The organism is Aeromonas sp. YN13HZO-058, assembly GCF_001921245.1.
Lineage (GTDB): Bacteria > Pseudomonadota > Gammaproteobacteria > Enterobacterales > Aeromonadaceae > Aeromonas > Aeromonas allosaccharophila.
Genome location: NZ_MQSY01000033.1, coordinates 145,575 through 160,233, shown reverse-complemented (window position 1 = coordinate 160,233; position 14,659 = coordinate 145,575). Strand labels below are relative to the sequence as shown.

Sequence of the window (14,659 nt, the reverse complement as noted above, 5' to 3'; positions counted from 1 at the left end):
TGTGAGTGCCCACACAGATTGCTTGATTCAAATTGTTAAAGAGCGTCACGCTTGTCGCGTTGAGGAGGCGCATATTACGCTCCTCACTTCGAAAGTCAAGCGATTATTTTCGCTTTTCTTTCGGCGCCCACTTCGCTAGGAAGCTGGCTCATCAGTTCGGCGTGTTCCGCCGTGCTGGTAGGGGCGCATTATAGGGAGCCGCGCCGCGATGACAAGGGCTTTTTCAGCAAAAAAGTTCGTTCGCTCAGATATCAAGCAATCACCTCTTTTTTTGTTCGAAATGGCATCAATCCTGACTATTGCCGGATTTAAATTGAACATTTGAAAAGCCAATTTATAATTGCCATCTCAAATGTCCAATTGGAATGCCCTCATGCATCAAATCCTCGATAGCCATAAGGAAGAGCAAATCGTCCCGCTGTTCCGCTTGGGGTTCCGACCCTTCTTCTTGTTCGGAGCTCTGTTTGCTGCCGTCGCCATGCTGCTCTGGCTGGGGCAGCTCAACGATTGGCTAACCTTGCCCGGGATTGCCAACCCGATCTGGTGGCATGGTCATGAGATGCTGTTTGGTTTCGGGGCTGCTATCGTCGCGGGTTTTCTGCTCACCGCGGTGCAAAACTGGACGGCCCATCCCAGTGTTCGGAGTTGGCCATTGGTGTTGGTGGTGGGGTTGTGGATGTTGCCAAGGACGTTGTTACCCTGGCTGGGTGAGGAGAATACGCTCCTGATGGCGGCAGACCTGCTCTGGTTGCCGCTTTGCGCCTGGTTCCTTGCCAAGCCGATCTTGATAACCCGGCAATGGCGCAACCTCTTCTTCGTGCCCCTGTTGCTGATACTGACCCTGCTCAATGGCGCCAGCTGGTTATGGCATGAAGAGTGGAACACCGTTGAGCATCTGCTGATCACGACTGTGCTGTTGTTTACCACCCTGATCGCCGTGATGGGTGGAAGGGTGATTCCGTTCTTCACCGCCCGAGCAACCGGTCAGGAGAAAGCTGCACCTCAGCTCTGGCTGGAACGGGCGGCGCTCGCAACACTGTGGCTTATCTTGTTGTGCTGGCTGCTGCTCCCCACCCAATGGGTCACCTGCATATATATAGTGCCTCTCTATATAGTGGTGGCGAGTTTGCATCTGTGGCGACAACTGCGTTGGCATCTGCCATCGACCATTGCGCATCCACTGCTTTGGTCACTCCATCTCGCCTATCTGTTTATCCCACTTGGCCTGCTCGCTCTTGCGGCACATAGCGCGGGTCTGCCCATCACGCTGTCAATGGCCAGCCATCTGCTCAGCGCAGGCTGTATGGGCACCATGATCCTGGGCATGATTGCGCGAGTCTCCCTCGGCCATAGCGGTCGGGCCTTGCAGGTAGGACGCAGGATCACTGGCGCATTCGCCCTGGTTATCGCTGCCGCTACAATGCGGGTGGCGATTCCGCTGTTCTGGCCTGCTTATACCCTGCATGGCTGGAACCTCAGCACGCTTGCCTGGATCGCTGCCTATGGTCTGTTTGTCTGGGTCTATACCCCGATACTGGCTAGCCCCAGAGCAGATGGTCGACCGGGTTGATGACTGCGGAACATGTTCAGGGTGTTGCCACCGGATAGTGGATCAGGTTGTGGAAAATCGCCGGAGCTATGCCCAGATTGCGATAACCGTGGGGACGGTCGGCAGCAAAACGCACCGCCTCCCCTTGCTCCAGTGAGCGCCACTCCCCTTCCACCAGCACCTCCATCATGCCGCTGATGACGATGACATGTTCGGTCACTCCCGGCTCATGGGGCTCGGATTCACGCTGGTAACCCGGCAACAGGGTCAGCTCAAGCAATTCGAAGCCAAACCGGTTTTCATAAGGGAAGAGCGGCGCCACTTGCATGCCCTCTCCCGCTGGCTGCTGGCGAATGGCATCGGCGGTGCGATAAAGCACCTCTTCCTGCGCGGCGGGTGTGGGCTCGATGAAACTGGAAAATGAGACTCGAAAACCGGTCGCAATCTTCCACAGGGTCGCCACCGTCGGGCTGGACTCCCCCCGCTCAATCTGCCCCAGCATAGCCTTGCTGACACCCGTTTCGCGCGCGGCGGCATCCAGGCTCCAGCCTCGCTCGCTGCGCAGCTCCTTCAGTCGAGCAGCCAGATGCTGACTCATCTCTTGCATAACTGCCTCTTTATTACTCTTACACAATGCGCCTTGTACGCTATAGCGCACGGCGATATAGTCAAAGCTGTATTGTACGCAATAACGCACAGCACGTCACAACGCCAAGAGGAAACCCCCATGCCCTTCGCCCTTCCCCATCTGGTCGCAGGCTTTATCGCCGTGATGGTCGGCTACACCAGCTCCGTCATCCTGATCATCCAGGCCGCCACGGCAGCGGGTGCTGATACTGCCCAAGTCGCCTCCTGGCTCTGGACGCTGGGGATCGGCATGGGGGTGAGCTGCATCAGCCTCTCTCTCTATTACCGCATGCCCGTACTGACCGCCTGGTCCACCCCGGGCGCGGCCCTGCTGATCACCACACTGGGCAACTTCACTCTGGCGGAAGCCATCGGCGCCTTCGTTATCTCTTCCCTGCTGATCACCCTGTGTGGCATCAGCGGCTGGTTCGACCGTTTGATGAGACATATCCCGGCGCCATTGGCCGCCGCCATGCTCGCTGGGGTGCTGCTCAGATTCGGACTGGATCTGTTCAAGGTCGCCCCGCAAGATCCCTTGCTGCTTGGCACCCTGCTGCTTACCTTCCTAGTGGGGCGTCATCTCTGGCCCCGCTATACCATGGTACTGGTGCTGGGAGTGGGGATGCTGATCTGCAGCGTGCGGGGGGAGTTGCAGCTGACAACTCTGCACTGGCAACTCGCCAGCCCGGTCTGGACCTGGCCAACCTTCTCCCTTGATGCCCTGTTTGGCATCGCGCTGCCGCTGTTCATTGTCACCATGACATCGCAAAACATGCCGGGGATAGCCATCTTGCGAGCCCATGGCTATCAGCCTGCCACCTCCTCGCTAATCAGCTGGACCGGCCTGACCGGCCTGTTGCTAGCCCCTTTTGGTGGCTATGCCTTCAATCTGGCCGCCATCACCGCCGCCATCTGCATGGGCAAAGAGGTCGACCCGGATACCAAGCGCCGCTGGCCTGCTGCTGTCTGGGCGGGTTGCTTTTATCTTGTGACCGGCTGTTTCGGTGCAACCGTCGCCGCCCTGTTTAGCGCCTTCCCGACAGCCCTTGTCACCTGCATCGCCGGATTGGCCCTGCTAGGCACCATCGGCAGTAGCCTGCACTCGGCCTTGCAACAGGATGAAGCGCGAGAAGCTGCGCTGCTCACCTTTATCATTACTGCGTCCGGGATCAGCCTGCTCGGCATCGCGGCAGCCTGTTGGGGTCTGCTCATCGGACTTGCCTTGCACTGGCTTCATTTATATCGACAAGAAAATCAATGAGACATCAAACCGTGATGACCTGCGCAAGATCCGGAAAAATTAGTTCACAGATGAAACTAATTACCCTCTATTGGTGTCAGGGCACCACTCTTCCCGGACATGGTGCCCTGTCAGGTTCATGCAACGGAGAATAATAATGAAACATCAGGCTTTCATCATGTTGCTGGCGCTTCTGGGCGTCAGCACGGCACACGCAGCCGACACGGACAGAGAGCTGGCTCGCCAGCTCGCACTTCAGCAGAAAAACCTGCTGCCCCTGCTGAGCAATCAGCAATACCAGAGCCCGCTTCCCAACCTGCTGCAAAAAGCCAGCCCGCGCCTTAAACGGCAGGCGACCGATGCCAACCAGGCGGCCATCAGTCGACAAGGACTGGATGGCGAGGTCAAGCAACTGATGCAGTTGCGGCTGGCCAACACCGATCAGGCCGCCGCACTGCAACAGGGCGTCGAACCGCTGGTCGCCTATGTTCCGAGCGGGGATGAGAAGAGCTGGAGCGCGATCGAGGCGTTCGACAGCGCCGGCAATCCTGTCTATCTGGATGTGGACAAGGCACCGGCCCGGCCGGTGCTGGTGGTCGAAGCCGATCCTGTCAAAGCCAAGAACGCAGGCTTGAAGGTGATGCGCAAGGCGCTGGCCGATGCAGATCTGCAAAGCGCCCCGCGAGCGGCGACCAACACGGCGCCGCTCAAGACCAGTGTCCTGAAAAAGATCAGACTGAAGGATGATCAGGAGCCCTGGCTGCTCGGCGCGGCCGAAGTGTATGCGGTGGTCGCAGGGGTCAATCCCAGCCGGGATGAGCCAGTGGTCGATATTGTCGACATGCCCTACCTCGACTATGACAACACCGATTACACCCCCAACCAGATCCTGGTTTACTGGGATCGCTATCGCTGGGGTGCCGTCGATGTGGTGATGATGGAGCAGGATGACAACGTCAACTACAAGGAGCTGAGCGCCCTGCTGATTGAAGCCCTCAAACTCGGCTTTACCGCGGGTGGAGTACCGGAAGCGCTGCCCTTCCTCGATCTTGGTGGTCGCATCGTCAAGGCGCTGCCCGACTCCTGGATGACCAACAACGATGACTATCTGGATACCTTCTACACCCTGGAGCAGGATCAGGTCTATCACCAGTATCCGGGGGCGGCCGGTAATGCGGTTATCGATCTTGAACCGAAAGAGATCCCGGTAACCCGGCCTTAAACCACGGCCATAACGAAAAAGCCAATGAGCAACTCATTGGCTTTTTGCTTTTATCGCGCTGACCACAGGTCAGCCCTTGGGACGAACCCCCAGGGTATGACAGATGGCATAGGTCAGCTCGGAGCGGTTCAGGGTGTAGAAGTGGAAATCTTTCACCCCCTCCTGACTCAGCACGCGCACCTGATCAATGGCGATGCTCGCCCCCACCAGATTGCGGGTCATCTGATCGTTATCCAGTCCCTCGAAACGTTGATGCATCCAGCGCGGGATCTTCACGTTGGTGAAACCGGCAAACTTGGCCAGCGTCTGGTAGTTGGAGACCGGCAGTATCCCCGGCACGATTTCGGCATCGATACCGATGGCGGCGCAGCGATCCCGAAAGCGCAAGTAAGTCTCCACATCGAAGAAGAACTGGGTGATGGCGCGGTTGGCACCGGCATCGATCTTGCGCTTGAGGTTGAGCAGATCGGATTGCGCACTCTTGGCCTCCGGGTGGCCTTCCGGATAGGCGGCAACCGAGATATCGAAATCAGCCTCTGACTTGAGCAGGGCAACCAGATCGGTGGCATACATATCCGGCTTGTCCAACCCCTGCGGCAAGTCACCGCGCAGAGCCACGATATGACGAATACCGCTGTTCCAGTAGTCGCGGGCGATGGTGCGCAGCTCGTCGCGGCTGGCATCGATACAGGTCAGGTGCGGCGCCGCAATCAGGCCGGTCCGCTCCTTGATGTCCTTGATCACCTTGTGGGTGCGATCACGGGTGCCTGAGTTGGCGCCATAGGTGACGGAGACGAACTTGGGTTCCAGCACTTTCAGCCGTTCGATGGACTGCCAGAGAGTATTCTCCATCCCTTCACTGTTGGGCGGAAAAAACTCGAAACTGACCGATATATCGCCATTCAAATCTGCCAAGCTCTGGTTGAGCGCCTCAACCTGACGTGCACTGTGAAATCCCATCTGCTCTTCTCCCTGTCCTGCAATCCATCTTCTTACGTCAAAACGGATGTTTGGACGTCTAAACGTCTTTATATTTATGAGTAAAACGATACAAAGTCAACAGGGATTTACCTCACATCCGATCTGACGAACGTCATATTTACAAAATTAACGGTACGTAACCGAAAAGTGCCCATCCCAAAATCGCCCCAGTCGAGTTATGATGGGGCCAGATCGTCCTGGACGTTCTGAATCTGCGTGTGATTGTTTGGCCGGAGGATTCTCCGGCCCCTTTTCATCTATTTCCCCCTCCTGCCGATAACAGAATGAGTCTTTGCAGGAGCACCATCATGGATACCCACCCCGGCTTTGCCACCGACTTGCTGTTTGATCGCTACCAAGGCGAGGTCACTCAGCATGAGCAGTTCTGGGCGGTTCGCACACCGGATGCTCCCGACTACTACTTTGGCAACTACCTGCTGCTCACCACCCCGCCCAGCGACCATGATAAAGGCTGGCTGGAAGCCGCCTTTGATCAACTGATCGGTCACGACCACAGAGTCCGCCACCGCACCTTCCAGTGGCCACTGGCGGTCGGGCAAAACAGCCGGATCGCCGGTTTTGTCGCAACGGGATACCAATATATGGAGTGCGTGGTGCTGGCGCTGGATAAGCAGATCTGCCCACCTCCTCACGGTGACATGGACAAGGTTCAGGCACGCACCTTCACAAATGCTAATTGGCAAGAGTGGCTCGACTTCGAACTCAATGAGCGGGATGAGGGGCACACGGCAGAGAGTTATCTCCCCTATCTGCAATCCCGCCGGGCGCTCTATCAGGCCATGATTGCCGATGGGCTCGGGGATTGGTGGGGGATCTGGCAAGAGGGGCAACTGGTCGCCAGTTGTGGCCTCTTCTTCTGCGGCACTCTTGGGCGCTTCCAGTTGGTACGCACTCACCAGGCGTGGCGCAACCAGGGGTTATGCCGCCAGCTGCTGAGTCAAGTGGCTCGCGCAGGATTGTCCCGCGCCAAACAGCTGATCATCGTGGCCGACGAGCACTACCATGCCCAGCGCATTTACCGCTCTCTGGGGTTCGCCCCGGTAGCCCGCATCGGCAGCCTCTGCCGTTGGCCCCACGACACACCATAAAGCGATTCGCTCTGGCCGCGAGCCATCAATAAAAACGGGAGGCTGATGCCTCCCGCTTGTTATTTATGCTGATGAGTTATTGCTGCGGTGCTTCCAGCTCGTTGGAGAGCGCCTGCTCCACATCAGCCGCAGGAGCGGGGACTGGCGCCGTCGCAGCTGATGCAGGTTCTGCGGGAGTCACAGCGGGTGTCACCACGGCCGGCGTGTCACTGGTCGCGGGTGCAGCGGACACAGCAGCCGGTGCTGAAACCGGCGCAGGAGTGACGGCATCACACTGACAATCCGCACTCTTGGCCTTATTGCCCTGATGAGGGGCATACCAGCCCTTCAAGCCCCCTTCCAGTCGATCCGCGGCCGCCTTGGGCTCCATCTTGCCAAGCAGCACCGCCTGACTCACCTCGGCCAGTTCATCCCCCAACTTGGGCGTACCACGAGAGAGGATCTGGGTCGCCACCCGAATGGTCGAGTCACACTGATCGCGCCACTCCATCATCTCTTTGGCCGCCGGATTGGTGACATCGAAGAAGTGGTTGGAGAGGGAGAAGAATCCTGGCAGCGAGTTGGTATAGAGTTCGGCAAATTGCGGCGTCGTCAGCCACTGCAAGAAGGCCATCGCCCCCTCTTTGTTCTTGCTGGCCGGATTCATCCCCATACCGATATCGGTGTGGTCGGTAAAGAAACAGCCATCCCCCTGTTTGGCCACGGGCGGACGCATGACGCCAAAATCGACCTTGCCAGTGAAGGGGGCAATCTCCCAAGAGCCCGCCACGTAGAAGGCAGCCTTGCCCGAGGTGAACAACTCGTTGCTGGTCGCATAATCGCGGCTCTCGCCCCCCTCACCAAGGTAGGATCGCCAGCGGGCCAGTTCGTCGAACACCTTCACATATTGCGGGTTGTCCAACCGTTCCTGCCCGCCAATCAGCGCCAGACGGCCATCCTCCCCCTTCCAGTAGTTAGGGCCAATATTCTGGAACCCCAGCTCGGAGGCAACCCAGCTCTCGGAACCGCTCATGGCCAGCGGCACATAGCGACCATCGGCCTTGATCTTGTCCAGCACCGCAAAGAACTGATCGCGGGTTTGCGGCAATGTCAGCCCCAACTCACTGAAGATCTTCTTGTTATAGAAGAAGCCATGGATTACCGAGGCCATCGGCACGCAGAAGGTCTGGGCACCGGAGTCGGTCTGCCAGGGTGACTGGGCAAAGCTCGGGAAGTTCTCCATCCCCGCCATTTCGGTCAGCTCGGCCAGATGGCCCGCCTTGAACAGGGCGAGCGAATCATCAAACGGACGACAGGTGATCAGATCCCCCGCCTTGCCCCCTTTCAGACTCTCCCACAGAGTGGGCATGTAATTGACGTTCTGCACCGGATGAAAACTCACCTTGATGCCGGGATGCGCCGCCTCAAACGCCGGAATGATCTTCTGCTCCCACAGCACCTTGTCATCGGTTCGCCAGCTCTCGATCACCAGCTCACTGGCCATCAGCTGGCCACACAACAGGAGACTCAGGGCTCCAATCCACTTTTTAGACATAAGCCCTCCTAGACCTTGAAATGAGCGATCAATTGCTGCTGTTTGGCGACCAGGTCGGCCAGCACTTCGCTGCTGCTGGCGGATTCGCGCGCCTCCCGCTCTGTCTCGTATGCCACATCGGCAATACCGGCAATATGACGAGCAACCCCCTGACTGACGGAGATCTGCTCCTGAGCGGCATGGGCCACCTGATCGGCCATCGACTTGATGGCCCCCATCCGATCGGCAATGGATTGCAGCGCCACATCCATCTCGCGAGTCTGCTCGACACAGCTCTGGGTCTGTTCCTGACTGCGCCCCATCACTTCAACCACATGCTTGCTGGAGCTCTGCAGGTTCTCAATCATCCCCTGGATCTCTTCGGTCGAGGTCTGGGTGCGATTGGCCAGTGCCCGCACCTCATCGGCTACCACCGCAAAACCGCGACCGGCATCGCCAGCACGAGCCGCTTCGATGGCGGCGTTCAGGGCCAGCAGGTTGGTCTGCTCGGCGATGCTGCGGATCACATCGAGAATGCTGCCAATGTTGTTACTGAATTCCCCCAGCTTGTAGGTGATCCCGACCGCCTCTTCCATGGCGCCAGCCAACTGCTCGGTAAGCCTGCGAGTGGTGGCCACTTTCTGGCGACCACTGCGCGCCTCTTCATCGGCCAGATCCACCTCCCGTTTGGTGCCATCGGTAGAGCGGGCCACCTCGGTCGCGCTCACTTCCAGCTCGGTAATGGCGGCGGCCACCTGATCGGTCTGGCTCTTCTGCTCCTGTACCCGGGACATGGCCCGTTCGCTGATCTCGGCGGCGCGGCTCGCCTCATCCACCAGATGACGTGAGCCCGCATTGATTTGGGAGAGCAGCTCGCCGGTCTTGCCTGCCAGCGTATCGATGGAGCGGGAGAGCGTGCCAAATTCGCAACTGCTGCGATAGTTGATGCGGCGGGTCATGTCACCGGCCGCCATGTAATCGAGCTCCTTGTTGATCATCTGCAACGGACGCTGAATACTGCGCGCAGTGGTATAGCCGATCACCAGCGCCGCAGCGGCCGACATCGCGGCAACCACCAGGATCCAGAAGCTGGCGCTACTGACCGCCGCATCGGCATTGATCCGGCTATCGCTGGCGATGGCACCGGCAGACTTGCCCATCTCATCGAGCAAATTGAGGCTGTTGACCAGACTGGCATCCAGCTGCTGATTCTGATTAGCCAGCGACAGCTCCAGTTGCTGGGCCTGACGCATGGTTGCCAGCAAGCCCTGAGCGCCAAGCGCCAACTCCTGCATCCGGTCGAGATTGGAGACAAAGCGCGCTTTCACATCATCCGGCACCGTCACTCGCTCCAGACGCTTGCGCGCCATCTCGATATCCTTGCTCAACACCTTTTCCAGCTCGTTCAAATCGGTTTTGGCATCGGCACGGCGGATATTCTTCAGATCGCGGGCGATACCTGAGGTAATGAGTTCCGCCTTGTTGCGCATGGAGCGCTTGCTGGCGGTCTGTTGCAACAGCAGATCCGCCGCCCACTGGTAGGTATCCTCAAGCCGGATAAATTCCATCTCCAGCTTGTGGCGCTGATCCAGTGCACTGACCCACTGCCGATGCTGGGCCAACACCTGATCCGCCAAGCCATAAAATTGGGAGGTAGCACTCTCGACCTGCTGGAAGCGGGCGCGGGCATCCGCCACGTCGGTAAATTTCCCCATCTCCTGACTCAGCTGAGCGAAGCGGTTCTGCTGCTCCTTGAACTGATTGGCCAGCTGCGGCAACTGGGCGGCATCTTCACTGGTGCGGTAGACCAGCACCCAGCGGTTGCTATCCTGCAGCGCCCCCTTGAGACCTGCGACAGCCACCACCAGCGGGGTTGCCCGGTCAGATACGGCGGAGAGGCCGTCATTTATACCCTTGATTTTAAAGGTACTGATCACGCCAAGCAGGATCAGCAACAGCAGCATCAACACAAATCCGGCGATGATCCGCTGCACGATAGATAAACCCATGGAGACATCCTCACTCATTGGGGGAAGGTAAAGTGAACATAGTCACTATCGGCAGGGGTAGCGAATAACTGAAATAAAGCTGTGGGTATTTAATTGATTTGTATCGGGTTGGATCACAGTCCGGACCACTTCAGTCAAATAAAAAAAGCCCGGCACAAGCCGCAATGCTGTTCACTTAAGCGGAGCCGCATTGCGATCTACCGGAAAACGGGTCTTTGATATCTTCACCGCCCTGGGTCTCGATGGCCTGGGGCGTTTTTCTATAAACATGACGCCTATGCAGCCCCGCAACTCCGCCAACCTCCGTGGGGTATGGGCTGGCGATAACGCGCCCGCCATCACTGCCATCTGGTTCGCTATGAACTGACAGGCAAATTTGAAGCTCACCTCATTAGGCGCTCGCTGATGGGCTACGGCGGCCTGGCTCGCCTCCCGCCTGACCAGATTGTATCCAAGCAGCAATCCCCACAGCTCCTGATAGACCAAGTCCACTTTCTTGCTTCTCAGTGTGATGGCGTTGTGCTGCATCGCGCTTTTGATATCCCGGTATCCCAGCTCGATTTCCCAGCGCTCGTAGTACAGGGTCGCCACCTGCGCTGCGCTAAATCGGGTTACGGGTAGGGAGGTAAAGACCGTTTTCTCCTTGCCTGCCACCTCATAGGTCATTGCGCGAACTTGCCAGTGCGTCGGCAACGCCGGGTTTTTCTTGTGAGCCTGAGGCGAGACCGTCATTTGCAACAGACGGTCACCGTCGCCATAGCGCTCCAGTTCCGTGTATACCAGCCCCTTGCGTTCCGGGATGAGCCAGTGACGGTCGGTGTCTTCGGCCTGAATACGCAGCAACAGGTCGGCACCGAAGAAACCTTTATCCAGCAGGGTCACCGAATTGTCCGGCAATGAGTGAATGAACTCGCTGGCCAGGGGAATTTCCCCTTTGCGGTACGGGCTGATGGCCGCGTTGGCAATGACATGCGAGCGGACATTCATCAGCGTGACCAGCCGCAGCATCGGGTAGGGTGTCTGCCGGTTGGTTGAGGTGTTACCCGAGCCGAAATGCGCCCTGAGTTCAGGCATATCCTGGGTTCGGAACAGGGCACCATCGATGGCGAAGACCTGTAAACCGTGCCACTGGTCTTGAGGATAACGTTCCCGCCCCCACACATCGGCACACTGCTTGAACAGCCACTCGAGTGGCTGTTTGCCGAGTCGCTGACGGGCTTGAGACAGGGCACTGTCCGCGAGCAAGGCATCATTGGCCAACCCTTCTGCACAGATGTTGAGGCGCCGAGCGACCTCGGAGATGGGCTCATTGCGGAAAAAGGCCATCCCCACGACGAGCCACAAAACCATATCAGAAGGTAAGCGGCGGCGGCGAATAGTGGCTTTTTCAGACAAGGCGGCAGCGGCACGGAGCCATTCGTCGGGAATATGGTCGGCAAAAATGGCCAGCCGAGCCAGCATGTCGCCAGATGTCTCAATAACGTCGTTCAGGTCGTTTGCAATAGACATAAAAAATCCGGAACCAGTGATTGGTTCCGGATTGTCCTACAGCAGAAGGATCGGTCAATGGATCCTTAACTGATCAGCATTGCGGCACAAGCCGGGCTGAAAGAGACGTACTTTGCTATCTTCCGCGACCTTTCAGGGCAGCGGTCAGAATCAATTCATTAGAAGCGGTAGCCGACACCTACCATAAAGGCCATCGGGTCGACCTTGGTATTAATGGTGCCAATCGCAGTATGCACATCGGTATCGATATCCATGATCCAGGCCGAGCCATTCACAAACCAGCGATCGGTGATCGCCATATCGATACCAACTTGTCCGGCAACACCCCAGGAGTCATCGACTTTGACATCGGTCCCGGACAATGCACCACGGCCCTCTTCATCAAAGAAGGTGGTGTAATTCACGCCAATACCGACATACGGGCGAACCTTGCTCTGAGCATCGCCAAAATAGTACTGACCCATCAGAGTCGGCGGCAGATGCTTGATCTTGGCAACTTCAGAGCCACCCAGTTTGACCGAATGAGAGAAGGGCGTTGCAGCCAGCAACTCAACACCCCAGTTATCAGTAATCATGTAAGAGAGAGTCAATCCCAATTGCATGTTGTCATTAATTTCCAGCTCTACAGGCGTGCTGCTTTCCTGCGGCGATACAAATGCCAAACCACCACGAACCAGAATATCGCCAGCCTGGTGGGCCATGGCGAAGGGAGAGGTCACTGCAGCGGCAATCATCAGAGGAAGTAATTTTTTCATCACGTAATCCCTTTTTTTGTTTTCATTTGATGCTGTAAGCCCGCTGACTATATGCCCTTGTAAATGCAAAGTTATTGACCTGAAGCAAAAGTTGCACAGAAATAAATCGATTGCTGTGACATCTTTGCGCACCATCCCAATCTTGTCGCTCACCCCAGATAACACGCCGCCATGCCCATTCCTGGATACCTGCGCCGCCCGCACCCAACGCCAAAAGGCGCATGCCAGTGACACCTTACAGCCGTGTAGGACAGCGATTAATTGTTGTTAAGATGAGCAAAACAGCGTATTTTTGCGCCACGCAAGTTATTGGGAAGTAATGGTTTATTTATGAAGAATGAGTCGAGATGGCAAAAGGTGGGGGCCTTTCTCGCGGCCGTGTGGGGAATCGGTTCCTTTCTCTTTATCCTGCTCGGTTTTATTGTCGCGCTGGCCTATCTGGTCCTGGTAAAACACGGTTAATCAAGGCTTGCAGATGAGTATTGTGTGAGAACCGCCCCTTCGACAAGTTGTTCCGGGGTCCGGCCCATCACATCGCCAGGAGACGGGGAACCGCCATACCCGCACCACCGATTGCGCCCTCCCAGCTTGGCCTGATAGAGCGCCATATCAGCCAGCTTGAAACTGTGGCTCCAGAATGAATCCGGACATTCAGGATGCAACGGATAGCGACAGTATCCCAACGACACCGTCAACCATAGCGGCCTGTCTTCGAAACCAAAGCGGTGCTGGGCAACACGCTGCCTGAGGTATTCGGCTCGCAGCGCCAACTCCTGTTCGTTATCCACTTGCAACAACAGTAAAAACTCCTCTCCCCCCAGTCGGATAATCGGTTCTGATTCACTCACCACCAGCTTGCGCAGCAGTTCTGCCAGTTGCTTCAACACCAGATCCCCGATGTCATGACCAAATCGATCATTGATCCGCTTGAAATGATCCAGATCCAGCAGCAACAGCAAACAAGGCTTGGCTCCGTTAGCCTGCAACCAGCCATCCAGATAGCGGCGATTGAAGCAACGGGTCAAGGGATCGGTGAACGCCGCCATCTCCATCTGACAGGATCGCTCCAGCAACGCATCGTGTTGCTGGCTTACCTTGCTGGCCATCTCCCTGAACTTGCCACTCAGGGTCGCCATTTCGGCACTGCTGTCGATAAACGGGATCAAATTGGCATCTGGCCGATCGCCAAAGCGCTGCAGCGCCGAAACCAGCTGTTGCAACGGGGTAAGCACGATACTGTTGAGTCGGTACATGGCGATCATGATGCAAATAAAACTGATAAACAGCATGCCGATGAAGGTCCAGAGCGCCCCTTCCAGCACACTGCCCAATACTTTGCGATCCTCCTCAATGACCAGCGTCAACACCGGCAGGTTATCGCTGTTGAGCAGCCGCACCTCTCCTCTTAGCCGATCCAGCCCCAGGTCAATCAGGCGATAGGTCATTTGCGATTTCAACGGTTTGAAGGAGGCGGTGACATCCAGATTGGTATGGGAAATCGCCAGTGGCAGCTCGGTTCGCTGCGATACCTGCTCGAGATAAGCGGTGTCGAGCCAACGCATCACCAGCAAAAAACCGTTGAACGGCGCAGAGCCGTCACTGTTTCTGATCGGCTGCCAGGAGTACATCAGTGGCCCCCACTGGGAGGCTCGAATGCCATGCAGGTTGGCCCCACCCTGCGCCATAGACTGCTCTTTGAGCTGTTTTTTCAGCTCGTCGAGGAAATAGGGAAACTGATCAGGATTGATCCCGGGCGCATCGGGCAGCAGGGTACGAGTCCAGATCTCGTGCCCCCCGAGATCCATAAAGCTCATCAGGTTGAGGCTGAAATCCCGCATTGGCATGTCGTTGAACAGATTGGATTCGATGTACATCCTGTTCCTGTTGCCTATAAAGCGATGGCTATCATCCCAGATGCCCCAATCCCGACTGAATGCATCCAGAGCAGCGACATCGGACTGCACCACCCGGCTAACTCGCAGCAGGTGATCCTTCATGCGCTGCTCTTCAATCCGGGTGGCCGCCGGGATCTGGGCCCATGCCAGCAGGAACAATAGCAGCAGGATAGCCCCCAGCCAGATGGGGAACATGGAGTAAGCCAACTGATGATCAATCGTGCGCGGAGCCTGAGCCATAACCCGATAT

11 protein-coding genes are annotated in these 14,659 nt (G+C 57.1%); 4 read left to right on the top strand and 7 right to left on the bottom strand.

Annotated features, from left to right (window positions below; genetic code table 11):
* The first annotated feature begins 373 nt into the window (after window positions 1-373).
* Complete coding sequence (locus tag BSP75_RS08015; protein ID WP_075112835.1) at window positions 374-1,570, top strand: NnrS family protein; 1,197 nt, start codon at window positions 374-376, stop codon at window positions 1,568-1,570.
* Between the two features lie 16 nt (window positions 1,571-1,586).
* On the opposite strand, the gene BSP75_RS08010 is transcribed toward BSP75_RS08015, so the two are convergent.
* The gene (locus BSP75_RS08010) at window positions 1,587-2,156 is read right to left on the bottom strand and encodes an XRE family transcriptional regulator (protein ID WP_075112834.1); all 570 of its coding nucleotides are present in this window, start codon (window positions 2,154-2,156) and stop codon (window positions 1,587-1,589) included.
* Window positions 2,157-2,276: 120 nt separating this feature from the next.
* Here BSP75_RS08010 and BSP75_RS08005 point away from each other — a divergent pair, with 120 nt between their 5' ends.
* Entirely contained in the window at window positions 2,277-3,437 is a 1,161-nt protein-coding gene (locus BSP75_RS08005; RefSeq protein WP_232100230.1) for a benzoate/H(+) symporter BenE family transporter, read from the top strand.
* A 136-nt stretch (window positions 3,438-3,573) separates the two neighbouring features.
* Window positions 3,574-4,638 (top strand): DUF3103 family protein, encoded by a 1,065-nt coding sequence (locus tag BSP75_RS08000; protein ID WP_075112833.1) that lies wholly within the window; start codon window positions 3,574-3,576, stop codon window positions 4,636-4,638.
* 69 nt (window positions 4,639-4,707) lie between these two features.
* Here the strand turns inward: BSP75_RS08000 and metF are convergent, their stop codons facing one another.
* The gene (metF, locus tag BSP75_RS07995) at window positions 4,708-5,598 is read right to left on the bottom strand and encodes a methylenetetrahydrofolate reductase (protein ID WP_033138589.1); all 891 of its coding nucleotides are present in this window, start codon (window positions 5,596-5,598) and stop codon (window positions 4,708-4,710) included.
* A gap of 329 nt (window positions 5,599-5,927) precedes the next feature.
* Here metF and BSP75_RS07990 point away from each other — a divergent pair, with 329 nt between their 5' ends.
* Complete coding sequence (locus BSP75_RS07990) at window positions 5,928-6,728, top strand: GNAT family N-acetyltransferase (RefSeq protein ID WP_075112832.1); 801 nt, start codon at window positions 5,928-5,930, stop codon at window positions 6,726-6,728.
* Window positions 6,729-6,804: 76 nt separating this feature from the next.
* Here the strand turns inward: BSP75_RS07990 and BSP75_RS07985 are convergent, their stop codons facing one another.
* The 5 genes from BSP75_RS07985 to BSP75_RS07965 all read right to left on the bottom strand — a co-directional run bounded on the left by BSP75_RS07985 (window position 6,805) and on the right by BSP75_RS07965 (window position 14,649).
* Window positions 6,805-8,262, bottom strand: a complete 1,458-nt coding sequence (locus BSP75_RS07985) for an ABC transporter substrate-binding protein (protein ID WP_075112831.1) — start codon at window positions 8,260-8,262, stop codon at window positions 6,805-6,807.
* Window positions 8,263-8,270: 8 nt separating this feature from the next.
* Window positions 8,271-10,250, bottom strand: coding sequence for a methyl-accepting chemotaxis protein (locus tag BSP75_RS07980; protein WP_075112830.1), 1,980 nt, complete (start codon window positions 10,248-10,250; stop codon window positions 8,271-8,273).
* 171 nt (window positions 10,251-10,421) lie between these two features.
* Window positions 10,422-11,759 (bottom strand): IS4 family transposase, encoded by a 1,338-nt coding sequence (locus tag BSP75_RS07975; RefSeq protein WP_075112829.1) that lies wholly within the window; start codon window positions 11,757-11,759, stop codon window positions 10,422-10,424.
* A 158-nt stretch (window positions 11,760-11,917) separates the two neighbouring features.
* Window positions 11,918-12,514 (bottom strand): OmpW family outer membrane protein, encoded by a 597-nt coding sequence (locus BSP75_RS07970; RefSeq protein WP_058054129.1) that lies wholly within the window; start codon window positions 12,512-12,514, stop codon window positions 11,918-11,920.
* A 458-nt stretch (window positions 12,515-12,972) separates the two neighbouring features.
* Window positions 12,973-14,649: a diguanylate cyclase gene (locus tag BSP75_RS07965; RefSeq protein ID WP_075112828.1), complete on the bottom strand. Its 1,677-nt coding sequence runs from the start codon at window positions 14,647-14,649 to the stop codon at window positions 12,973-12,975.
* Between the last annotated feature and the right edge of the window lie 10 nt (window positions 14,650-14,659).

What these genes read in the sequence shown, in the direction of transcription:
- BSP75_RS08015 (WP_075112835.1), top strand. Translation starts at nt 374, where the DNA reads ATGCATCAAATCCTCGATAGCCATAAGGAAGAGCAAATCGTCCCGCTG.
- BSP75_RS08010 (WP_075112834.1), bottom strand. Translation starts at nt 2,156, where the DNA reads ATGCAAGAGATGAGTCAGCATCTGGCTGCTCGACTGAAGGAGCTGCGC.
- BSP75_RS08005 (WP_232100230.1), top strand. Translation starts at nt 2,277, where the DNA reads ATGCCCTTCGCCCTTCCCCATCTGGTCGCAGGCTTTATCGCCGTGATG.
- BSP75_RS08000 (WP_075112833.1), top strand. Translation starts at nt 3,574, where the DNA reads ATGAAACATCAGGCTTTCATCATGTTGCTGGCGCTTCTGGGCGTCAGC.
- metF (WP_033138589.1), bottom strand. Translation starts at nt 5,598, where the DNA reads ATGGGATTTCACAGTGCACGTCAGGTTGAGGCGCTCAACCAGAGCTTG.
- BSP75_RS07990 (WP_075112832.1), top strand. Translation starts at nt 5,928, where the DNA reads ATGGATACCCACCCCGGCTTTGCCACCGACTTGCTGTTTGATCGCTAC.
- BSP75_RS07985 (WP_075112831.1), bottom strand. Translation starts at nt 8,262, where the DNA reads ATGTCTAAAAAGTGGATTGGAGCCCTGAGTCTCCTGTTGTGTGGCCAG.
- BSP75_RS07980 (WP_075112830.1), bottom strand. Translation starts at nt 10,250, where the DNA reads ATGGGTTTATCTATCGTGCAGCGGATCATCGCCGGATTTGTGTTGATG.
- BSP75_RS07975 (WP_075112829.1), bottom strand. Translation starts at nt 11,759, where the DNA reads ATGTCTATTGCAAACGACCTGAACGACGTTATTGAGACATCTGGCGAC.
- BSP75_RS07970 (WP_058054129.1), bottom strand. Translation starts at nt 12,514, where the DNA reads ATGAAAAAATTACTTCCTCTGATGATTGCCGCTGCAGTGACCTCTCCC.
- BSP75_RS07965 (WP_075112828.1), bottom strand. Translation starts at nt 14,649, where the DNA reads ATGGCTCAGGCTCCGCGCACGATTGATCATCAGTTGGCTTACTCCATG.